Annotated in this window: 22 protein-coding genes; 16 read left to right on the top strand and 6 right to left on the bottom strand. The window is 67.4% G+C overall.

Annotated features, from left to right (window positions below):
• Positions 1-16 precede the first annotated feature (16 nt).
• Positions 17-622, top strand: coding sequence for a hypothetical protein (locus NX02_RS33310; RefSeq protein WP_025292797.1), 606 nt, complete (start codon positions 17-19; stop codon positions 620-622).
• Positions 623-678: 56 nt separating this feature from the next.
• Here the strand turns inward: NX02_RS33310 and NX02_RS13845 are convergent, their stop codons facing one another.
• Positions 679-1,179 carry a glycine zipper 2TM domain-containing protein gene (locus NX02_RS13845; protein ID WP_025292796.1) on the bottom strand — a complete coding sequence of 167 codons (501 nt, stop codon included), beginning with the start codon at positions 1,177-1,179 and terminating at the stop codon, positions 679-681.
• A 397-nt stretch (positions 1,180-1,576) separates the two neighbouring features.
• Between NX02_RS13845 and NX02_RS13835 the strand changes: the two genes are divergently transcribed.
• A complete protein-coding gene (locus tag NX02_RS13835) occupies positions 1,577-1,912 on the top strand; it encodes a DMT family protein (protein WP_025292794.1) in 336 nt (111 codons plus the stop codon).
• A gap of 117 nt (positions 1,913-2,029) precedes the next feature.
• Positions 2,030-2,260: a hypothetical protein gene (locus NX02_RS13830; protein WP_158014018.1), complete on the top strand. Its 231-nt coding sequence runs from the start codon at positions 2,030-2,032 to the stop codon at positions 2,258-2,260.
• Between the two features lie 79 nt (positions 2,261-2,339).
• Here NX02_RS13830 and NX02_RS13825 read toward each other — a convergent pair whose 3' ends face one another.
• From NX02_RS13825 to dapB, 3 genes are read right to left on the bottom strand one after another with little or no spacing between them, the layout of a single operon-like run.
• The gene (locus tag NX02_RS13825) at positions 2,340-2,738 is read right to left on the bottom strand and encodes a hypothetical protein (RefSeq protein ID WP_039996589.1); all 399 of its coding nucleotides are present in this window, start codon (positions 2,736-2,738) and stop codon (positions 2,340-2,342) included.
• Positions 2,739-2,792: 54 nt separating this feature from the next.
• Positions 2,793-3,464: an endonuclease III gene (gene nth, locus NX02_RS13820; protein ID WP_025292791.1), complete on the bottom strand. Its 672-nt coding sequence runs from the start codon at positions 3,462-3,464 to the stop codon at positions 2,793-2,795.
• Positions 3,461-4,189 carry a 4-hydroxy-tetrahydrodipicolinate reductase gene (gene dapB / locus NX02_RS13815; protein WP_025292790.1) on the bottom strand — a complete coding sequence of 243 codons (729 nt, stop codon included), beginning with the start codon at positions 4,187-4,189 and terminating at the stop codon, positions 3,461-3,463. The genes nth and dapB overlap by 4 nt, the downstream gene beginning before the upstream one ends.
• A 158-nt stretch (positions 4,190-4,347) precedes the next feature.
• Between dapB and NX02_RS13810 the strand changes: the two genes are divergently transcribed.
• The 3 genes from NX02_RS13810 (at position 4,348) to NX02_RS13800 (ending at position 7,205) form a co-directional block, all read left to right on the top strand.
• Positions 4,348-5,403, top strand: coding sequence for an AI-2E family transporter (locus tag NX02_RS13810; RefSeq protein WP_053000641.1), 1,056 nt, complete (start codon positions 4,348-4,350; stop codon positions 5,401-5,403).
• A gap of 63 nt (positions 5,404-5,466) precedes the next feature.
• Entirely contained in the window at positions 5,467-6,564 is a 1,098-nt protein-coding gene (locus NX02_RS13805) for a L,D-transpeptidase family protein (RefSeq protein WP_025292788.1), read from the top strand.
• 2 nt (positions 6,565-6,566) lie between these two features.
• On the top strand, positions 6,567-7,205 hold the full coding sequence (locus NX02_RS13800) for a M23 family metallopeptidase (protein WP_047099794.1): 639 nt from the start codon (positions 6,567-6,569) through the stop codon (positions 7,203-7,205).
• Here NX02_RS13800 and NX02_RS13795 read toward each other — a convergent pair.
• On the bottom strand, positions 7,171-7,653 hold the full coding sequence (locus NX02_RS13795; protein ID WP_025292786.1) for a hypothetical protein: 483 nt from the start codon (positions 7,651-7,653) through the stop codon (positions 7,171-7,173). The two genes, NX02_RS13800 and NX02_RS13795, sit on opposite strands and share 35 nt — an antisense overlap.
• 165 nt (positions 7,654-7,818) lie before the next feature.
• On the opposite strand from NX02_RS13795, the gene NX02_RS13790 reads away from it, so the two are divergent.
• The 10 genes from NX02_RS13790 to NX02_RS13745 all read left to right on the top strand — a co-directional run bounded on the left by NX02_RS13790 (position 7,819) and on the right by NX02_RS13745 (position 17,972).
• Positions 7,819-9,312, top strand: coding sequence for an ATP-binding protein (locus NX02_RS13790; protein ID WP_025292785.1), 1,494 nt, complete (start codon positions 7,819-7,821; stop codon positions 9,310-9,312).
• Complete coding sequence (locus NX02_RS13785; protein WP_025292784.1) at positions 9,309-9,752, top strand: response regulator; 444 nt, start codon at positions 9,309-9,311, stop codon at positions 9,750-9,752. The genes NX02_RS13790 and NX02_RS13785 overlap by 4 nt, the downstream gene beginning before the upstream one ends.
• The gene (locus tag NX02_RS13780) at positions 9,752-10,789 is read left to right on the top strand and encodes a sensor histidine kinase (protein ID WP_025292783.1); all 1,038 of its coding nucleotides are present in this window, start codon (positions 9,752-9,754) and stop codon (positions 10,787-10,789) included. The genes NX02_RS13785 and NX02_RS13780 overlap by 1 nt, the downstream gene beginning before the upstream one ends.
• 65 nt (positions 10,790-10,854) lie before the next feature.
• Positions 10,855-11,061, top strand: coding sequence for a DUF4169 family protein (locus NX02_RS13775; protein ID WP_025292782.1), 207 nt, complete (start codon positions 10,855-10,857; stop codon positions 11,059-11,061).
• Complete coding sequence (locus NX02_RS13770) at positions 11,039-11,467, top strand: YbaN family protein (protein ID WP_245648846.1); 429 nt, start codon at positions 11,039-11,041, stop codon at positions 11,465-11,467. The genes NX02_RS13775 and NX02_RS13770 overlap by 23 nt, the downstream gene beginning before the upstream one ends.
• 42 nt (positions 11,468-11,509) lie before the next feature.
• A complete protein-coding gene (locus tag NX02_RS13765; protein WP_025292780.1) occupies positions 11,510-13,567 on the top strand; it encodes an NAD(+) synthase in 2,058 nt (685 codons plus the stop codon).
• A 51-nt stretch (positions 13,568-13,618) separates the two neighbouring features.
• Positions 13,619-14,950 carry a lipopolysaccharide biosynthesis protein gene (locus tag NX02_RS13760; protein ID WP_025292779.1) on the top strand — a complete coding sequence of 444 codons (1,332 nt, stop codon included), beginning with the start codon at positions 13,619-13,621 and terminating at the stop codon, positions 14,948-14,950.
• 64 nt (positions 14,951-15,014) lie between these two features.
• On the top strand, positions 15,015-15,542 hold the full coding sequence (locus NX02_RS13755; RefSeq protein WP_025292778.1) for a sigma-70 family RNA polymerase sigma factor: 528 nt from the start codon (positions 15,015-15,017) through the stop codon (positions 15,540-15,542).
• 4 nt (positions 15,543-15,546) lie between these two features.
• Entirely contained in the window at positions 15,547-16,305 is a 759-nt protein-coding gene (locus NX02_RS13750; RefSeq protein WP_245648845.1) for an anti-sigma factor family protein, read from the top strand.
• Positions 16,306-16,310: 5 nt separating this feature from the next.
• Positions 16,311-17,972, top strand: coding sequence for an FAD-dependent oxidoreductase (locus NX02_RS13745; protein WP_025292776.1), 1,662 nt, complete (start codon positions 16,311-16,313; stop codon positions 17,970-17,972).
• Positions 17,973-17,991: 19 nt separating this feature from the next.
• Here NX02_RS13745 and NX02_RS13740 read toward each other — a convergent pair whose 3' ends face one another.
• Positions 17,992-19,782, bottom strand: a complete 1,791-nt coding sequence (locus NX02_RS13740; RefSeq protein ID WP_025292775.1) for a GAF domain-containing protein — start codon at positions 19,780-19,782, stop codon at positions 17,992-17,994.
• Positions 19,783-19,812 lie beyond the last annotated feature (30 nt).

The following is a 19,812-nucleotide window of genomic DNA, read 5'->3' as shown; positions in this document are numbered from 1 at the left end:
GGTCCAGGAGACAGTCATGATCGGTAGGAGAGTGAAGGCCGCGGCGCTGGCGCTTGTCGCGTCGCTCGGGCTGAGCGCCTGTTATGATGACGGCCGTGGCTATGGCGGCGTCAACGTCGGTGCCGGCTATTATGGCGGCGGGTTCTACGACAATTACTACGGGCCCAGCTATGGCCGCGGCTGGCATAATGGCTTCTATTATCCCGGCAGCGGCTATTATATTTATGATCGCCGCGGCACCCGACATCGTTGGCGCGACAGCGACCGGCGCTATTGGGAAGGGCGCCGGGAAGCGCGGCAGGATTGGCGCGATGGGCGTCGGGACGACCGCCGGGACTGGCGTGCCGGGCGACGCGACGACCGCCGGGACTGGCGCGCGGGCCGCCGCGATGACCGGCGCGACGGACGCGCGGAGCGGCGTGACGATCGCCGGACCTGGCGGAGCGAGCGCCGCACCGAGCAGCGGCCGGCGTTGCGCAGCGAGCGGAGAACCGAGCAACAACGCCCGACATCGCGTACCGAACGACGGACGGAGCAGCGCCAATGGCGCAGTCCGCGTGGTGGCAGCACCCGCGTCGCGCCCAGTCCGCGGCGCGAGTTCCGCAGGGTTCCCAACCCATAAGAATAGCCCGGCACCACATGGTGCCGGGCTATTTCTTCTACCAGCGATGCCGATGATCAGCGGCAGCGCACCTCGCCGCGATCGACCTCGCGGCCGAGCAACGCGCCAAGGCCCGCGCCGAGCACCGTGCCGATCGTCTTCGAATCGCCCGGTGCTATGACGTTGCCGAGTACGCCGCCGCCGATGCCGCCGATGATCAGCCCGGTGGTGCCGTCGTTGCGGCGGCAATAATAGCGACCGTCATTGCCCCGATAGACACGTTCGCCCCGCCGCATCGCCCGCGCCTTGTAATAGCGCCCATCGCGATAATAGCGGCCGGCATCATAACGGCCGTAGCGGGGGTCGGGGCGGTTATAGTCGTAGCGGTTGTAATCGCGCCAGGCGTCGCGGCGGGCGTTGTTGCGGTCGCGCCGTGCATCGCGGACATCGCGCTGATATTCGCGGTCGGCCCTGCGCGTGTCGCGGCGATACTCGCGCGCGTCCTGCGGTCCGGCAAGCGCCGGGGCGACCGGGGCGGCGATGGCGGCAAGCACGGCCGCCACGATAAACGTCTTCATCTCATCACTCCTCTGCGCGGCGCCCTCAGGCACCGCAGACGTAAAGCGCATGAACGCGCCGGCGGTTGCGCCGGGGAGGAAAGATCGTTTCGGGGGTGAAAGGCTGCCCGCAGGCAGCGGCTTACATCAGGATGAAGCGGCGCGGCAGTCGTTTGGGCGCCTGGCGCGGGAGGATCCGGGTCGCGCTGCTCGCACGCGCCGTCGTCTGGCTGAAGCCTTCGGTGCACGGTTGCTGGCTGCGCGCGCTTGCGGGAGCCTGCGACCGCGGTCCATCCGCCATGGCAGCCACCGGCATCAGCGCCGCGGTTCCAATCGTCAGAAAAAGAATTCGCCCCATAGGCACAGAATGGGCACAGGCGGCTGTACCCCCAATGAACAGCCCTTGGAAAACCGGCCGATGCCCACAATCATCCTGCTGACATTCTCAAACATCTTCATGACGACCGCCTGGTACTGGCACCTGAAGGGCGGCGAGGCGAAGCCGCTGTGGCTGGTGGTGCTGATCAGCTGGGGCATCGCGCTGATCGAATATTGCCTTGCCGTGCCCGCCAACCGGATCGGCTACGCCTCGGGCTGGAGCGCGGGGCAGCTCAAGATCGTCCAGGAAGCGCTCGCGCTCGTCGTGTTCGCCGGGTTCATGGTGTGGGTGCTGGGGGAGCCGCTGCACTGGCGTCATTTCGCCGCGTTTGGCTGCATCATGGCCGGGGTCGCATTTCTCTTCGTCGGCCGCTGATCGAGGTTGGTAATAAATTGTTAACCATCATAGATGATTTGGGTACTCAGTAGTGCGAATCGGCGGCGTAACGGTCGGTGCGAAAAGGAGTTTTCTCCAGGCCACAAGGATGGTTACGTGTCGGTTTTGTGCAAGCTTCGCGGGCATCTGCCCGATCGGGGAACGGCTCGTCATGACGGGCAGGACTATTGGACGAACTGCAAGCGGTGCGATGCGCCGCTGATCCGGGCACCGGACGGTTGGCGCAAGCCCACCGCCGACGAGTTGGCCGCGCATGTCGGCCACAAGGCCGAAAGCGGGCAGCTCGATGACGATGCGGGGGTGGTGCGGGGGCGGTCGGAGTCCTGATTTCGCGTTGTCGGGTGGCGTGTTGTGTCACTCGGGCACCTGGCGTTCGGATGGCGGCGGGGAGCGCCGCCCCGACCGCCTATTGCTTCTTTTTTCCGTCCTGCTTGATGATCTCGACCGGCTGGAACCGGCCGAGGCCGCAGCTCGCGCCCGGCGACACCGGTGCGGTGCGCAGCACGGTGATGATGTCCTGCGAGCAGAGCTGGCTGAGCGAGGTGCTGTAGGAAAAACGCTCTTCGAAGCCGAGTTGCGGACAGCTGTAGGGCAGGGTGTTCCGGTAGACCTTCTTGCCGTTCATGTGGAAGTCGATCACCTGATCGCCATGCACGCGCGTCTCGCGGATCGAGCGCAGCGGGATGCAGGAGACCGCGGCGCCGGTTTCCTTCGCTGGCGGCGGCGTGTTGCGATCGGCAGCGAGCAACAGCGGCGCGCCGGCGGCGATACCGGCGCAGGCGAGGAACTTCATAAGCCTGGTCATGGTCGAACCTTTCTTGCCCCCGCGGCGAGCCTATCAGGCAATGGCGAGTCGATCCTACCCCGCTTTGGGTCGAGCGGCCCGAGACTGGGCCGGCGCCCCCGACTTCGGCCTGAACGCGCAGAGATCCTCGACGATGCAGCGCCAGCATTCGGGCCGCCGCGCCTTGCAGACGTAGCGGCCATGCAGGATCAGCCAGTGATGCGCGTGTAGCCGGAAAGGCTGCGGTACCGCCTTTTCCAGCTTCAGTTCCACCGCCAGCGGCGTCTTGCCCCTGGCAAGGCCGGTGCGGTTGCCGAGGCGGAACAGGTGGGTGTCGACCGCGAAGGTTTCGTGCCCGAAGGCGACGTTCATCACGACATTCGCGGTCTTGCGGCCGACGCCCGGCAGCTTCTCCAGCGCGTCGCGATCGGCGGGCACCTGGCTGCCATGGTCGCGGACCAGCGCCTCCGACAGCGCGATGACGTTCTTCGCCTTGGCGTTGAACAGCCCGATCGTCTTGATGTGCTGCTTGAGCCCGTCCTCGCCGAGCGCGACCATCTGCTCGGGCGTCGTCACCTCCTGGAACAGCCGCTTCGTCGCCTTGTTGACCCCCGCGTCGGTCGCCTGCGCCGAAAGCACGACGGCAACCAGCAGGGTATAGTCGTTGACCGATTCCAGCTCGGTCTCCGGTGACGGATTGGCCTCCGCCAGCCGCCGGAAGAACTCGAAGATATCGGCCTTCTTCACAGCCCGAGCACGTCGTTCATCGTGTAGCGTGCGGCGGGCTTGCCGAGCAGCCACAGCGCGCCCTTGATCGCACCGCGGGCGAAGATCGCGCGGCTTTCGGCGCGGTGGCCGAGTTCGATGCGCTCGCCCTCGCCGGCGAAGATCACCTGATGATCGCCCGCCACCGATCCGCCGCGCAAAGCGGCGAAACCGATCGCGCCTTCACGGCGCGCGCCGGTGATGCCGTCCCGCCCGCGATCCGCGACCGCGGCCAGTTCCACGTTGCGGCCCGCCGCCGCGGCCTGCCCGAGCAGCAGCGCTGTGCCCGAGGGGGCATCGACCTTGTGGCGATGATGCATCTCGACGATCTCGATGTCCCAGTCCGGCCCCAGCCGCGCCGCGGCATCGCGCACCAGCGCCGCCAGCAGCGTGACGCCCAGCGAGGTGTTGCCGGTCTGCAGCACCGGGATGGCGGCGGCGGCGCGGTCGATTGCGGCGTGATGCGCGGTTTCGAGGCCGGTGGTGCCGATCAGAACCGGCGTCCCGGCAGCGACGGCGGCGGCAAGCGTGGCCTCCAGCGCGCCGGGCACCGAGAAATCGATCAGCAGGTCGGCCGCCTCCGCGAGAGCGGCAAGGTCGCCGCCGGCATCGACGCCGCCCGCTATGCTCATCCCCGCCTCGTCCGCCGCAGCGGCGATCGCACGCCCCATTCGTCCTGCCGAACCGATGATCCCGATCGCCGTCATGCCGCTCCCTCGCGCGAATATCGCCGTCGCTTTAGGACAGGAGGCGCAGGCTGGACAGGGGGCGCGCGGGCATCGAAATCATGGCGGAAGCGGAACATCGGCGGCGTCGATGATTTTTGCAGCCGCGAAGGCGGCGCACGAACGAGGGGGACAATGGCATGAGTGACGGGCAGGGCACGCGCGAAGGCTGGAGCTACGGCCGGATCGCGGTGGTGATCGTGATGCTGATCGCGATCGTCGGCGTCGCGTGGCTGCTCACGGAACTCACCCGGCTGTTCATGCTGGTGTTCGCCGCAATCGTGATCGCCACGATTTTCGATGCGATGGCGCGCAAGCTGCAGGCGCTTACCAAGCTGCCGCGCGGTCTCGCCCTGCTGCTCGCCGTCATCGCGCTGCTTGGCGTCTTCGTCGGCATCTTCACCCTGTTCGGATCGCAGTTGGTCCAGCAGTTCGACACGATCAGGCAAAGCCTGCCGCCCGCCATCGCCGCCGTCGAGGGGCAGCTCAACCGCTTCGGCATCGGCGATCAGGTCCGCAGCCTGTTCGATCAGGGCAGCAGCGATCTCAGCACGCTCGCCACGCGCGCAGGCAGCTATGTGCTTGCGGCGGGCAGCGGCGTGGCCGATTTCGTGCTGGTGCTGGTCGGCGCCATCTTCCTCGCCAGCGACCCGGCGGTTTATCGCCGCGGGATGGTGATGATGATGCCGCAGCGCGCCGAGGGCCCGGTGGCGCAGGCGCTCGACGATGCCTCGCGCGGGCTGCGCGGCTGGATGATCGGGCAGGCGGTGTCGTCGGTGGTGGTTGCGCTGCTCACCTGGCTCGGGCTGATGCTGCTCGGCGTACCGGCGGCAGGCGGCCTCGGCCTGATCGCCGGGCTGCTCGACGTGATCCCGATGGTCGGACCGATCGTCGCGGGCATTCCCGCGGTGCTGCTCGCCTTCACCGTCTCGCCGGCGACAGCGCTGTGGACGATCGTGCTGTTCCTGATCATCCAGCAGCTCCAGGGCAATTTCCTGCAGCCGATGATCCAGAAGCAGGCGGTGGACGTGCCCCCGGCGGTGTTGCTGTTCGCGGTCGTCGGCGCCGGCATGTTGTTCGGCGCGCTCGGCGTACTGCTCGCGGCGCCGCTCACCGTGGTCGTCTATGTGTTCGTGCAACGCATCTATGTGCGCACCATGCTCGACAAGCCGATCCGGATCGCCGGCGAAGATTGATCGCGCAGCCTTTGCGATGGTTCGGGCGTTGCAGGCCCGAACCATAATCGAAAGGATGCCGCATTGAAGGCTTGTATTCCCCTGATCGCCCTCGTGCTGCTTTCCGCCTGCGAGGTGTCGGTGAAGGAATCCGAAGACGGCGGCAATGCGGCTGCAGCGACACCCGCCGCGGCGGCGCCGAACCCCGGCACCGCGCTGCTGTTTGCCGACGCGCCGGCCGATGCCTCGCGGGCGCCGGGTGGGCAGGCCGATCTGCCGGCATTGCAGCTCCAGGTGGTGCTCGACCGTCTCGGCATCTCGCCGGGCGTGATCGACGGCAAGGAGGGCGCCAGCCTGACGCTGGCCTTGCGCGGTTTCCAGGCATCGCGCGGTCTTACCGAGACGGGCACGCTCGACGACGCGACCCGATCTGCGCTGGCGGCGTGGAAGGATGTCCCGGCCACGCGGATGGTGCGCATCCCGGCCGCTTTCGCCGCCGGACCGTTCGTGCCGGACCTGCCGCGCGAAACATCGGCGCAGGCCGATTTCGCGCAGCTCGGCTATCGCAGCCTGATGGAGGCATTGGCCGAGCGTTTCCATACCACGCCCGAAACGCTGGTCGCGCTCAACGGCCCGACGACGAAGGTGGGCGCGGGGCGGGTGATCCAGGTGCCCAATGTCGCTGATATCGATCCGGCGGCGCTGGGTGAGGACGATCGCGGCTGGAACCGCACCCTGCTGACACTGGCGGTGGCCCCGGAGCAGCCGAGCGCGACGCGCATCGTCGTCGACAAGTCCGAGGGCGTGCTGCGCGCCTATGGCGAAGATGACAAGCTGCTGATGCAGGCCCCTGCGACGATGGGCAGTGAGCATGATCCGCTGCCGATCGGCTCGTGGAAGGTCAATGGCGTCAGCCGCAATCCCGACTTCCACTACAATCCCAAGCTGTTCTGGGACGTGAGCGATCATAAGGAGGATAAATTGCTCAAGCCGGGGCCCAACAGCCCGGTCGGGGTTGTGTGGATCGATCTGTCGAAGGAGCATTATGGCATCCACGGCACCAGCGAGCCGCGGACCATCGGCCGGACGGAAAGCCACGGCTGCGTGCGCCTTACGAACTGGGATGTCGCCCGCCTCGCCCAGATGGTGAAGGGCGGCATCACGGTCATCTTCCAGGCTTGACGATGCGCGCACCGCCTTCCGGTAAGGCAACCCGCCCGCGCTGGCTGCCGCTGCTATGCGGGGCGCTGGTGCTGCTGCTTGTCGTTCAGCTGGTCTCCCGGATGCGCTTCGTGCCCGCGCGGCCCGACGCGCCCGGCGCGGCGCCGCCCAAGCCGGCCGCCTCCCGCAATGCGCCGGCGGCCGCGCGGCGGTTGCCGGTCGATCTCGGTGGTCCGATGGCCGTCCCCGTCGCGGGCGTGCGTCGTGAGGGGCTATATGACAGCTTTACAGAGGCGCGGTCAGGCGGACGGATCCACGACGCAATCGATATCCTCGCGCCGGAAGGAACGCCCGTCGTTGCAGCCACCGCCGGGCGGGTCGAAAAGTTGTTCGTCAGCGATCTTGGCGGCAACACCGTGTATATCCGCACGCCAGATCGGCGATGGATTCTCTATTACGCGCATCTTTCGGGCTACGCGGCAGGCCTGCGCGAAGGCGCCATGGTGAAGCGCGGCGCCCCGATCGGAACGGTTGGCTCTACAGGCAATGCCGATCCGGCGGCGCCGCACCTGCACTTCGCGATTCACCATGCGCGGCCGGATGAGCCCTGGTATCAGGGCGTTGCGGTCAATCCATATCCGTTGCTGAAGCGCCGTCGATAGCGGGGCGGTCGCGCGGCGAGACGGTGACGCGGATGGCCGGCGCATCAGCGGCCACCGCAACACGCGCCGGGGCCAAAGCGTCTCCGGTAACATGTTCGGGGCGACCGGCCGCCAGCACATCATAGGCGCCGTCGTCATAGTAGACATTGCCGTAGCGGTCATAGCCATAGCCCGCGTCGGACGGCGCATAGTCGGTCTCGGCAAGGTGGGCGGCGATGCGTGCCTGTTCGCCTTCGTACCAGCGCCGGAAGGGCGGCGGATCGCAGCCGATGCAGGACCGGATCGGCGGCGCGGGCTCTATCGCGGCAAGCGGTTGCGCGTCGGGCCGGGAGGCGAGGGGGGCGTCGATCAGCGGCGGTTCCGCGATCGCCCGGCTGATGATGTCGCCGGTCGCGAAATTGCCCAGCATCGTCCCCAGCACCGCGCCCGCGACAAGGATTGCCGCCATGCGCCCGCAATGGAAAACGAGCCGCGTCGATCGATCCTGCTTCGCCTGTCTCTGCCGCATCGATGCTGAAACCGGGCAGGGCGGACGAGGTTCCCGATGGGGTGATTCGGGCAAGCCCATATTTTGCGTGTTGGCAAGGCGAACATCCCGGCCTAACGGGTCGCGGTGACGGAGTTGGATCAGCAGGAAGCCATATCGGAACGGCGGTTCGCGCGGCGCGTGCTGTTGATGATGGTCGCCGGCTTCGCCGCGCTGCTGCTTGCCGGCGTTGCAGCCGCCCTCGTGCTGCTGCGCACGCAGGAACAGACCCAATGGGTCAACCACAGTTTCGACGTCGAACGGCAGATCGCCCGGATCCGGCTCTCGGTGGAGGAAATGCGCACCGCGCGGCGCGGCGAAGTGCTGCGCATCAGGGTGGCTCCCTCCGCGAGCTATGCCGCCGCTGCGGCCCGGCTCGATCGGGAAATCGACTTTGCCGCACACCTCACGGCAGACAATCCCCGTCAGCAAGGCAACATCGCCGAACTGCGACGGCTGGCCGATCACATGGACAGCCTCTTCAAGCGATCGCTGCGCCCCGGCCAGCGCGGGTCCGCGGCTGACGAAGCCGAGCGTCAGGCGGCCGCGCAGGCAGTTGTCAAACGGGCGGATCGGATGCTGGACGCCGAGCGCCTCCTCTTCGAAGAGCGCGATGGCGATCGCCGCGAGAGCACGGAAATTCTCTATGGCGTGCTGGCGCTTGCCGCGATCCTCGTCATCGTCACCGGCATCGGTTCGCTGACGATCGTGCGGCGTTATACGCGTACGCTCGTCGCGTCGCGCAACGCGCTCGCCGAACTCAACGACAATCTGGAAGATGCGGTTGCCGAGCGCACCGTGGACCTCCAGCGCGCCAATGACGAGATTCAGCGCTTCGCCTATATCGTTTCGCACGATCTGCGCTCGCCGCTGGTCAATGTGATGGGCTTCACCGCCGAACTCGACGCCTCGATCAAGCCGATGCGCGCGCTGCTCGATCAGGTGGATGCCCAGGCGCCCGCGATCGACACCGGTGAGGCGCGGCAGGCGGTGGACGAGGATCTGCCCGAGGCGATCGGTTTCATCCGTACCTCGACGCAGAAGATGGACCGGCTGATCAATGCGATCCTGCGCCTGTCGCGTGAGGGCCGCCGGACGATCTCGCCCGAGCGGGTGGACATGGATGCGCTCGTCCACGGCATTGTCGATGGTCTGCGTCACCGCATCGACGAACTCGGCGTGACGGTGGAGGTTGCGCCGGATCTGCCGGATGTCGTCAGCGATCGCCTTGCGATCGAACAGATATTGTCGAACCTCATCGAGAATGCCGTCAAATATCTCAAGCCCGGCCGACCCGGTTTGATCCGGATCACTGGCCAAGCCAAGCATGGCCGCGCTATGATCGATGTCGTGGACAATGGCCGTGGCATCGAGAAGCGCGACCATGACCGCATCTTCGATCTGTTCCGCCGTTCCGGGGTGCAGGATCAGCAGGGCGAGGGCATCGGCCTCGCGCATGTGCGTGCGCTCGCCTATCGGTTGGGCGGGACGATCGGGGTGGAATCTGAGTTCGGCGAAGGCTCGACCTTCACGCTCAACATTCCAGTGATTTTTGTGAGTGACAGGGGGCCCAGGCCATGACCAGTGAGCAAGCCGTCAACATCGTCATGATCGAGGACGATGAGGGGCATGCCCGCCTGATCGAGAAGAATATCCGCCGTGCGGGTATCTCCAATCCGATCAAGCATTTCCTCGATGGCACCTCTGCGCTGCATTTCCTCTACGAGGATCCGAGCGGCCCGGTCCACAACGGCCCCGCGCTGATCCTGCTCGATCTCAACCTGCCCGACATGAGCGGCATCGACATCCTGGCGAAGGTCAAGGGCGATGGTCCGCTGAAGCGCGCGCCGGTGGTGGTGCTGACCACGACCGACGACAAGCTGGAAATCCAGCGCTGCTACGATCTGGGCTGCAACGTCTACATCACCAAACCGGTGAACTATGAGAGCTTCGCGGATGCGATCCGTCAGCTCGGCCTGTTCCTCTCGGTGATCCAGGTACCGGAAATCGTCGAGGACTGATGACCGCGCCACAACCGAAGATCCTCTATATCGACGACGATGAAGGGCTCCGCCGGCTGACGCGGCGGGCGCTGGAGCGTGCCGGCTACCAGGTCGCGCTTGCGGCCGATGGCGTCGAAGGTGTCGCGATGGCCGCGGCAGAGAGTTTCGATCTGGTTGCGGTCGATCATTATATGCCGGGGCAGGACGGGTTGGAGACGCTCGCCGCGCTCCGCGAACTGCCTGTCCCGCCGCCCGTGATCTTCGTTACCGGATCGGACGAGAGCCGGCTTGCGGTGGCGGCGCTCAAGGCCGGCGCGATCGACTATGTCGTGAAGTCGGTGAGCGATGATTTCTTCGATCTGCTCGGCCGTGCGATCGAGCAGGCCCTGACCACCGAACGGTTGCGCCGCGCGCATGAGGCGGCGCAGGTGAGCCTGCGGGAAAGCAACGAGCGGCTGCAGGCGCTGCTCGCCGAGGTCAATCACCGCGTCGCCAACAGCCTGCAGATCGTTTCCGCCTTCGTTGCGATGCAGTCGCGTGTGCTGACCGACGAGGCCGCGCGTGCCGCGCTCACCGATACGCAGCGCCGTATTCAGGCGATCGCGCAAGTCCATCGCCGGCTCTATACCGCCGATTCGGTGCAGAGCGTGGACATGGCCGAGTATCTCGCCTCGCTGCTCGCCGAACTCAGCGAAACCTGGTCGACTCCGGATGCACCACGCGACATCAAGCTGGATGCGCAGCCGGTGCGTCTGGCTACGGATAAGGCGGTTGCGGTCGGCATCATCGTCAACGAACTGGTCAGCAACGCCTGCAAATATGCCTATGCGCCCGACGTGGCGGGGCAGGTGCGGGTGCTTTTGGGCATCGACGGCGCCGATCGCTTCACCGTCGCGGTGGAAGATGATGGCTGCGGCGTCGCCGAAGGGGCAGGCGCCAAGGGCACGGGGCTCGGCTCCAAGTTGATCGGGGCGATGGCGCAGACGCTGGGTGCCGAACTGCGCTACAATCATGGCGGGCCCGGTTTCAGCGTCGTGCTTGCCGCCGCGGCGTAATGCGATTGCGTTGCAACGGCGTCAGCGCCTAAGGCCCGATTGACGGACAGGCGATCGGACGGACGATGGGCGAAGTCGTGAACCTCAGGCTGACGCGCAAGGCCAAGGCCCGCGCCACCGCCGAAACGGTGGCGGCGGCCAACCGTGCGAAGTTCGGCCGCACGCTCGCCGAACGGCGTGCGGAGGCCGATGAACAGGCACGTCGCGAGGCGCTGCTGGAGGGGGCCCGCCGCGAGGGCCGCGAGGAGGATGCCGATCACACCCGGGGGTGACGAACGCGCTCCGCCGCCACGCCGGCTCGGCGAGTCGATGCGGCAACGGCTGTGGGCGGCACTCGGGCTGGCCTTCGTCGTTGTGGGAATCGTCGGCATCATCCTGCCGGTCATGCCGGGCACGGTCTTCCTGATCATCGCCGCGGCCTGCTTCACCCGCTCCTCGCCGCGGCTCGAAGCCTGGCTGCTCGATCATCCGCGTTACGGGCCGCCGGTGCGGAGCTGGCGCGAGGAAGGCGCGATCCCGCGGCGTGGCAAGATCGCCGCGGTCGCGGGCATGATCGTCGGCTATGCGAGCTTCCTGTGGGGCACGCAGCCATCATGGCCGCTCGGCATCGGGGTGCTTGCAGTCTTCGTGGGTTGCATGGCCTATGTCGTCTCGCGGCCGGTGCCGCGGGCGCAGTGACCTCGCTCGACATGCGCCGGGAATGATGCTTGAGGCGATGGGATGAAGCCAGCCCAGTTCAACTCGATCCACGCGCACGGCTTCGTCCGTGTCGCTGCCGCCACGCCGGTGGCGAGCGTGGGAGACGTCGCCGCCAATGTCGATGCGGCGATCGCGCTCGCGCGGCTCGCCAGCGCGAAGGCGGCGGATCTGCTGGTCTTCCCCGAACTCAACATCTCCTCCTATGCGATCGACGATCTCCATTTGCAGGAGGTGATGCAGCAGGCGGTGCGCGCGGGCCTTGCACGCATCGTCGCCGCGAGCATCGACATCACGCCGGTGCTGTTGGTGGGCGCGCCGCTGCAGCGGGCCGGGCGGCTCTATAATTGCGCGGTGGTGATCGCGCACGGCCGCATTCTCGGCGTCGTGCCCAAATCCTATCTTCCCAATTATCGGGAATATTACGAGAAGCGCTGGTTCGCCGCCGGCGCCGGGCTGGCGGGGCTGGAAATCGAGGTGGCGGGGCAGACCGCGCCTTTCGGTCCGGACCTGATCTTCGCCGCGACCGACCTTGCCGACTTCAGCTTTCATGTCGAGATCTGTGAGGATTATTGGGCGCCGACGCCGCCCTCGACCGCGGGAGCGCTCGCCGGCGCGCTCATTCTCTGCAACCTTTCCGCCTCCAACATCATCATCGGCAAGGCGCGCGACCGTGCGCTTCTCTCCGCCGCGCAATCGATGCGGACGATCTCTGCTTATGCCTATTCGGCGGCCGGGCCGGGGGAGAGCACCACCGACCTCGCGTGGGACGGGCAGGCGATGATCCATGAACTGGGCGACCTGCTCGCGGAATCGACGCGCTTCGGCAGCGATGCCGAGATCATCTATGCCGATGTCGACGTGCAGCGGCTGCGGCTGGAGCGGATGCGCACCGGCACGTTCAACGATGCTGCGGTCGCAGCCGGCCATCCCGAGCGGCGCTTCCGCCGCGTGACCTTCGAGCATCGTCCGGTGCTCAAGGATGTCGGGCTGGAGCGCAAGGTGCGGCGCTTCCCGTTCGTGCCGGACGATCCCCGGCGGCTCGACGATGATTGCTACGAGGCCTTCAACATTCAGGTCGAGGCGCTCGTCCGTCGCTTCCGCGCAACCGCGGGCACGACGATGGTGATCGGCGTTTCGGGCGGGCTCGATTCGACGCATGCGCTGATCGTCGCCGCCAAGGCCTGCGACGTGATGGGGCTGCTGCGCACCGCCGTGCTCGGCTTCACCATGCCGGGCTTTGCCACCAGCGACGGCACCAGGTCCAACGCCTGGGCACTGATGAACGCGCTGGGCGTGACCGGCGAGGAAATCGATATCCGCCCCGCCGCGCGGCAGTTGCTGACCGACATGGGCCATCCGTTCGCGGCGGGCGAACCGCTCTACGACATCACCTTCGAGAATGTGCAGGCGGGGCTGCGCACCGACTATCTGTTCCGCCTCGCCAACCAGCGCGGCGGCTTCGTGGTCGGCACCGGCGATCTCTCCGAACTGGCGCTTGGCTGGTGCACCTATGGCGTCGGCGACCAGATGAGCCACTATGCCGTCAATTGCGGCGTGCCCAAGACGCTGATCCAGTATCTGATCCGCTGGTGCGTGCAGACCAACCAGTTCGACGTCGAGACCGATCGCGTGCTGACCGCGATCCTGAACACGGAGATTTCGCCCGAACTGGTGCCAGCGGATGCCGGCGGCGCGCTGCAGAGCACGGAAAGCAAGATCGGGCCTTACGCGCTCAACGACTTCTTCCTCCATTATGTCGCGCATTTCGGGCTGCCGCCGTCGAAGGTGGCGTTTCTCGCCTGGCACGCGTGGCGGGATGCCGAGCGCGGCAGCTGGCCGATCGATTTCCCCGAAAGCGGCCGCAACGCCTATGACCTGCCGACGATCCGGCACTGGCTGAAGAGCTTCCTGTTCCGCTTCTTCCAGATCAGCCAGTACAAGCGCTCGGCGATTCCGAACGGGCCCAAGGTCTCCGGCGCCGCCGCGCTCTCGCCGCGCGGCGACTGGCGGGCGCCATCGGATGGCACCGCGGCGGCTTGGCTGGCGGAACTGGAGCGGGCGCTGCCTTCGGGTGAGTGACCTCGCGGATTCCGATGGCTTTCGCACGTGCGAAGCCTAGAAAGCCCGGCCATGACTCACCCCCATCCGCAGGGCGGCATCCTCAAGCGCGCGGTGCGCAACGCCGGCCTGTTGCTGGGCGGGAAGACCGCCGCGGGCGTGATGCAACTCGGTACCTTCGCGATGGCGGCGCGCGGGCTTGGGCTGGAGGGGTTCGGCGTCTTCTCGGTGGTGGTCGCGCAGGTGATGCTGCTGACCGGCCTCGCGCAGTTCGAATCGAACCAGGCGATCATCCGCTACGGCGTGCCGCACCTCAATTCGCGCGATCTGCCCGCGGTGCAGGCGCTGTTCAAGGCGGGCACCCTGCTCGATCTCGGCGCCTCCACGCTTGCTGCCCTGGCGACGGTGATCGCCGCGCCGTTCATGGCCGGGCGGCTGGGATGGGGCCCCGATCTCGTCTTTCTGGCGCAATGCGCCGCGCCGCTCGCCTTCGCCAATTCGATTGCGACTCCCAAGGCAATCCTGCGGCTGCTCAACCGGTTCGATCTGCTGACCGCGCAGGCGGTGATTACCCCTGCGTTCCGGCTGGTGCTGATCGCCATACTTGCGCTGACCGGCGGGGGACTGGCCTGGTATATCGCGGCCTGGGTCGTCGCCGGCTGGCTGGGGGCGATTGCCGGTGGCGTCCTCGCGTGGCGCGAAGCGTGGCGCCACGATCTGCTGACCGGCTTCACGCCGTCGCTGCGCGGCCTGTCAGACGCCAATCCGGGGATGTGGCGCTTCGCCATCCTCTCCAACCTCAACAGTTCGGTGCAATTGGTGCCGACCCAGCTTGCGGTGATGATCGTCGCCTGGATGCTGGGGCCCGCTGCCGCCGGCCTGTTTCGCATCGCGCGCGAGCTCGGCACCGGCATGATCAAGCCGATCGAATTGATGAACCAGGCGCTGTACCCCGATCTCGCGCGGCTGATCGCGGCGCGCTCGTGGGATCGGCTGCGCCGCGCGGCGGTGCGCGCCGGGCTTGCCGCGTTCGGCGTCGGCATTCTCGTCACCGGGCTGATCTGGCTGCTCGGACCGCTGATCGTCGATGCCGTGTTCGGTCGCGAGTTCGTCGCGGCGGCGCCGGTGCTGGTTGCGGTGGGCGCGGGGACGACGATCCGCGTGCTCGCCTTTCCGGCGGACCCCATCATGTTCGCGCTCGGACGGCCCGGCGTGCCGCTGGCGGTCGCGGTGGTTTCGGCGCTGCTGTTCGTCGGGCTGATGGTCTGGCGGCTGCCGATCGACGGGTTGATCGGCGCCGGTTGGGCGTTTGTCGGAATGGGATTGCTGGGCGGCTTGCTCTCGGCGATCGCCGCAATGCGGATGGTGCGCGTCGAGCGCGTCTCACAGCAGGGAACGGCATGAAGTTCATGCGCTGAATTTTTTGCCGTAGCCCGGATTAAACCAACGGTTCGGGCGTATATGGCGTATGAGTGAGGCGTTCTCGGTCGATGTAGCCAAGCATCTTGCGGCGATGCGCCGCTATGCGCGCTCGCTCGTCCACGATGCGGTCGCCGCCGACGACCTCGTCCAGCAGTCATTGTTGCGCGGGATCGAGGGCGCCTCGACTTTTCGGCAGGGCGCTTCGCTGAAATCCTGGTTACTTGCTATCGTTCATAATCAGTTCATTAGCGGTAGACGCCACGCGGCGGTCGAACGGCGTGGACTCGAGGGCTTGGCGCAAGCCCATCAGGGCGCCGTGAATGAGGGAGAGCAGGAACAGGCGCTGTTGCTGCGCGACATCGGCAATCGTTTTGCGGCGCTGCCCGAACCGCAGCGTGCCGTACTCCATCTCGTGGCAATCGAGGGGCTCAGCTATCGCGAGACCGCCGATGCGCTCGCGATCCCGATTGGCACGGTCATGTCCCGCCTGGGCAGAGCGCGGGCGGCGCTGCGTGACGCGGGCGCGTTGCCGGACGAGCGTCGCTTGCGCCTGATCGGCGGTCGCGATGCATGATCGGGTGAGCGATGTCGAGATCGACGCCTATCTGGATGGCGAACTGGATCCGGAACGGCGGCTTGCCGTCGAGGATCATCTGACGCGATGCCCTGAAGCGGCGGCGCGGATGCTGGCGGACATGCGCGCGCGCACCGCGCTGCGCCTCGCCCATGCGGAGCCGCACGATGCCCCGCCGGACCTGCTGGCGACTGCCGATCTGCTGTCCGCCCGGCTCGCCGGCGGCAAATCCCGGCGGAGCGTGGCCACGCGTTTCTTTTCGCCCGCCCGGCTCGGCGCCATCGGGGCGCTTGCCGCCGTGTTCTGCGGGGTGCTGCTGATCGGGCCGACGATGGAGGTTTCCGCCGGCGCGCCTGATTATGTCAGCGACGCGGTCACCTCGTTCCGTACGGGGCTGTTGCGGGAGACCATGGTTTCGCAGCCCGAGACCAGCGTGTTCGATGCCGGCGACGTGATGCGTTCCACCCAGATCCGCGTGCCGGTGCTGCCCGATCACTGGCAGATCACCGACGTCCAGATCTTTCCGTCGGACGATGGCCCGGCGCTGCAGATCATGGCCCGAACCGCCGCCGGCCAGCCGGTTTCGATCTTCGCGGTGCGCAACGCCGCTGCCGCGCCCTTGCGGCCGGTCGTCGTCCGCAAGGGGGATGCTTCGGTCGCCTATTGGCGGCACGGCGATATCGCCTATGCCCTGACCGGCATGGACAGCCCGGAGGCGCTGGACATCGCCGCCGAAGACCTAGCCGATAATCGCCTGGACTGATCCCTATGCATATCGACCTTCTTTCCGATGCACCCGACAGCATCGCCGCGGACGTGGCCGTGATCGGCGGCGGCGCGGCGGGCATCACGATGGCCCGGCGACTGCTTGCCGCCGGCCGTTCGGTCGTGCTGCTTGAAAGCGGAGGGCTCGATTGGGAAGCGGCGATCGCCGATCTCAACGATGGCGAGAGTGTCGGCCGCGACTATTACGAACTGCGCGATGCCCGGCTGCGTTTTTTCGGCGGCACCACCGCGATCTGGGGCGGTCGCTGCGCCGAATTCGATCCGATCGACTTCGCCCGGCGCAATTGGGTGCCGCATTCGGGCTGGCCGTTCGGCGCCGAGACCCTGCGCCCCTATTATGCCGAAGCGCGCGCCGCGCTGGGGCTCAAGCCGCAGGTGCCCGATGCCGCGGAACTCGGCGGCGTGCTCGCACGCCTGTCACGCGCCGAACTGGCGACGCCGCTGTGGAGCTTCGACGACCAGTTCGATCGCTTCTCCTTCGCGCGCTGCAGCGATCTCGTCGATCATCCGCGATGCACCGTCGTCACCCATGCGACGGTGCGGGAAATCGTCGCTGCGCCATCCGGACGATGCATCGAGCGGCTCGATGTCGTCGCGCTGTCCGGACGGCGGCTGCAGGTGCGTGCCGGCCATCATGTGCTCGCCGCGGGCGGCATCGAATCGCCGCGACTGATGCTCGCCTCGCGCTCGGTGATGTCGCGCGGGCTGGGCAACGGCCATGACCTGGTGGGCCGGTTCTTCATGGAGCATCCGCACGCGCGCGGCGGCCGCATCGTCGATGGCGCCGCGTGGCAGTTGCTCGCGGCCTTCCAGAAGCGCGACCTCAACGGCGAGCAGCTTGCGCCGCTACTCGCGCCATCGGCGGCGCTGCAGGCGCGTGAGGGGTTGCTCAACACATCGCTCACCATCGCCGGCCGCCGTCCGGAAGATGCGCAGGAAGCGCTGCTGATGCGCGCCTATCTGCACGCCAAGCACCGGACCGCGCCGACCCGGCAGGGCCGGTCGGTGTGGAAGTTCACCAAGCGGATCGTGAATCAGGCGCAGGCGCTGTCCGACCCGTTGCGCCCCTGGCTGCTCAACCGGCTGGGGCGGCTCGACGTCGCGCTGGTGGTGCGCGCCGAACAGGCGCCCAACCCGGCGAGCCGTGTGATGCTGTCCGACGATGTCGACGCGGCGGGCGTGCCGCGCGTCAAGCTCGACTGGCGGACGAGCCCGCTCGACAAGCACAGCATCGCCGGCCTCGTCGCGGCGCTCGGGCGCGAGACCGAGCGGCTGGGGCTGGGGCGTGTCGAACCCGCGGCCTGGCTGGAGGACGCCGCGCGCGACTGGGCGACCGACCCGTTGATCAGTTCGCACCCGATCGGCGGCTATCACCATATGGGCACGTTGCGCATGGCCGATAGCCCGCGTGCCGGCGTGACCGATGGGTTCGGCCGCGTTCACGGCATCGACAATCTCCATGTCGCGGGCAGCGCGCTGTTTCCCACCTCCGGCTGGGCGAACCCGACCTTGACGATCATCGCGCTGGCGATGCGCACCGCCGATTCGATCCTCGGTCGGTTCGGCCGCAGCGTGCCGGCGGATCAGGAAGCGCTGGATCTGCCGCGGCAGGCGGGCGCCGGCGTCGGCCAGCGGATGCGCTGACGCTTCGCTTCGGGCGCGCTCAGCGGTTGATCTCCAGTTCCAGCAGATCGGCGAGGTCGCGCAACCGCGCGCGGTCGGCATCGTCGAATGCGCGGGGGCGGATATCGACGATGCACAAGGTGCCGGCGCAGCCGCCCGCCGTCAGCCGCAGCGGCGCACCCGCATAGAAGCGCACATGCATGCCCCCGGTCACCGCCGGATTGTCGGCGAAGCGCCGGTCCTGCAGCGCATCGGGGACGACGAGCATCCCGCCATCGGCGACCGCATGCGCGCAGAACGAGACTTCGCGGGAGGTTTCGGTGGCATCGAGCCCGACGCATGACTTGAACCATTGCCGGTTGGTGTCGATCAGCGAGACGAGCGCGACCGGCACGCGAAACAGCGCGGCGGCGAGGCGGGTGATGCGATCGAAGCGTTCCTCCCGCGGGCTGTCGAGCAACCCTGTGGCGAGCAGCGCCTGCAGCCGCTCCACCTCATTATCGGGCAAGGGGGGCCTGACCCACCGGAATTCGCTGCGGGTGAGCGCGGTGCGGATGCGCGCGCGGGCGAACTCGCGCGAGAAGGGGCGCTCGATCCAGTCGCCATCGGGCGGCAGCACGCGCTGCGCCGGCTTGGCGCCCGAACTGGCGACGATCAGCGGCGGCGGGAGGCCGGCGGCCGTTTCCGCCACCACCCGTTCCGCCGCCTCGGGGGTGTCGATGCCGGCGGGACGGCGATCATCGTCGACGATGAGCAGTTGAGGACTGGCGGTTGCGGCGAGTTCGGGTACCGCCGCCGCACTGGACGCGAAGGCGGTGCGGACATGCTCGTCCTCGAGCGCCTGGCGCAGCGGATCGTCCGCATCGAGATCATTGGCGACCACGAGCACCAGCGGCGACGTATCGGCCGATGGCGCCGACGCCGCGAGCGCACTTGGCGCGGGCTCCGCGGCAGGCGCGGCCCGGCCCTCGACCAGGATGGTCAGCCCTTCGGCAGCGGCGATGATCTCGAGCGGTTGCAGCCCGATGCCATCCTGCTCGAGTTCGGCCACCAGCGCATCGACATCGGCATCGGTGCGCATCGGATCGTGGTGGGTGAAGGCCAGCCGTGCGACGCCTGCGGCGCGGCAGACCATCGCCGCATAATGCGGCGTGCTGTGCCCCCATCCGATCTTCGCGTCATATTCGGCGGGGGTATATTGCGCGTCGTGGATGACGAGGTCGGCGCCCGCCAGAAAGGCGCTGTGATCCAGATCCTGCCCGTGGATCGGCCCTTCCGCCTTCGCCAACGCACGGCTGTGCGGCTCATGATCGCAGGCATAGACCAGGCTCGCGCCGTCGCATTCCAGGCGATAGGCGAGGGTAAGGGCAGGATGGTTGAGGAAGCGCGTCGTGATGCGGACATCGTCGATCGCGAAGCTGCCCTCGCCCAGGTCATGATAGCCGACCTCGGCGGCGAACGCCTCCAGGGTCACCGGGAAATAGGTGAAGTCCATCTGCCCGGCCAAGGTATCGCGCAGGCTGTCTCCGAAGCCGCGCGGGGCATAGAAATCCCAATGATGTCCGGCTGCGAACAGCGGCGCGAAGAAGGGTATGCCCTGGATATGATCCCAATGGGTGTGGCTGATCAGGATCGCGCCCCGCGTCGGTCCGCCACCGGCCTCCGCCAGGATCGCCTGGCCCAGCGCATGCGCGCCGGTGCCGCAGTCGATCACGATTTGCGTGCCGGCGCTGGATCGCACCTCGACGCAGGAGGTGTTGCCGCCATAGCGGACGGTGGAGGGCCCGGGCTTGGCGATCGAGCCTCTCGTTCCCCAGAAGCGAACCTGCATCCGATGCTCCCCATCCGTTACGCGCTGTTA

This window comes from Sphingomonas sanxanigenens DSM 19645 = NX02, assembly GCF_000512205.2.
Classification (GTDB): Bacteria; Pseudomonadota; Alphaproteobacteria; order Sphingomonadales; family Sphingomonadaceae; genus Sphingomonas_D; species Sphingomonas_D sanxanigenens.
This window is presented reverse-complemented; position numbering and strand designations above follow the sequence as displayed.

Excerpts from the sequence above, each read along its gene's own strand:
- NX02_RS33310 (WP_025292797.1), top strand. The coding sequence starts at position 17 with ATGATCGGTAGGAGAGTGAAGGCCGCGGCGCTGGCGCTTGTCGCGTCG.
- NX02_RS13845 (WP_025292796.1), bottom strand. The coding sequence starts at position 1,179 with ATGAAGACGTTTATCGTGGCGGCCGTGCTTGCCGCCATCGCCGCCCCG.
- NX02_RS13835 (WP_025292794.1), top strand. The coding sequence starts at position 1,577 with ATGCCCACAATCATCCTGCTGACATTCTCAAACATCTTCATGACGACC.
- NX02_RS13825 (WP_039996589.1), bottom strand. The coding sequence starts at position 2,738 with ATGACCAGGCTTATGAAGTTCCTCGCCTGCGCCGGTATCGCCGCCGGC.
- dapB (WP_025292790.1), bottom strand. The coding sequence starts at position 4,189 with ATGACGGCGATCGGGATCATCGGTTCGGCAGGACGAATGGGGCGTGCG.
- NX02_RS13810 (WP_053000641.1), top strand. The coding sequence starts at position 4,348 with ATGAGTGACGGGCAGGGCACGCGCGAAGGCTGGAGCTACGGCCGGATC.
- NX02_RS13800 (WP_047099794.1), top strand. The coding sequence starts at position 6,567 with ATGCGCGCACCGCCTTCCGGTAAGGCAACCCGCCCGCGCTGGCTGCCG.
- NX02_RS13795 (WP_025292786.1), bottom strand. The coding sequence starts at position 7,653 with ATGGCGGCAATCCTTGTCGCGGGCGCGGTGCTGGGGACGATGCTGGGC.
- NX02_RS13785 (WP_025292784.1), top strand. The coding sequence starts at position 9,309 with ATGACCAGTGAGCAAGCCGTCAACATCGTCATGATCGAGGACGATGAG.
- NX02_RS13780 (WP_025292783.1), top strand. The coding sequence starts at position 9,752 with ATGACCGCGCCACAACCGAAGATCCTCTATATCGACGACGATGAAGGG.
- NX02_RS13775 (WP_025292782.1), top strand. The coding sequence starts at position 10,855 with ATGGGCGAAGTCGTGAACCTCAGGCTGACGCGCAAGGCCAAGGCCCGC.
- NX02_RS13770 (WP_245648846.1), top strand. The coding sequence starts at position 11,039 with ATGCCGATCACACCCGGGGGTGACGAACGCGCTCCGCCGCCACGCCGG.
- NX02_RS13765 (WP_025292780.1), top strand. The coding sequence starts at position 11,510 with ATGAAGCCAGCCCAGTTCAACTCGATCCACGCGCACGGCTTCGTCCGT.
- NX02_RS13760 (WP_025292779.1), top strand. The coding sequence starts at position 13,619 with ATGACTCACCCCCATCCGCAGGGCGGCATCCTCAAGCGCGCGGTGCGC.
- NX02_RS13755 (WP_025292778.1), top strand. The coding sequence starts at position 15,015 with ATGAGTGAGGCGTTCTCGGTCGATGTAGCCAAGCATCTTGCGGCGATG.
- NX02_RS13745 (WP_025292776.1), top strand. The coding sequence starts at position 16,311 with ATGCATATCGACCTTCTTTCCGATGCACCCGACAGCATCGCCGCGGAC.
- NX02_RS13740 (WP_025292775.1), bottom strand. The coding sequence starts at position 19,782 with ATGCAGGTTCGCTTCTGGGGAACGAGAGGCTCGATCGCCAAGCCCGGG.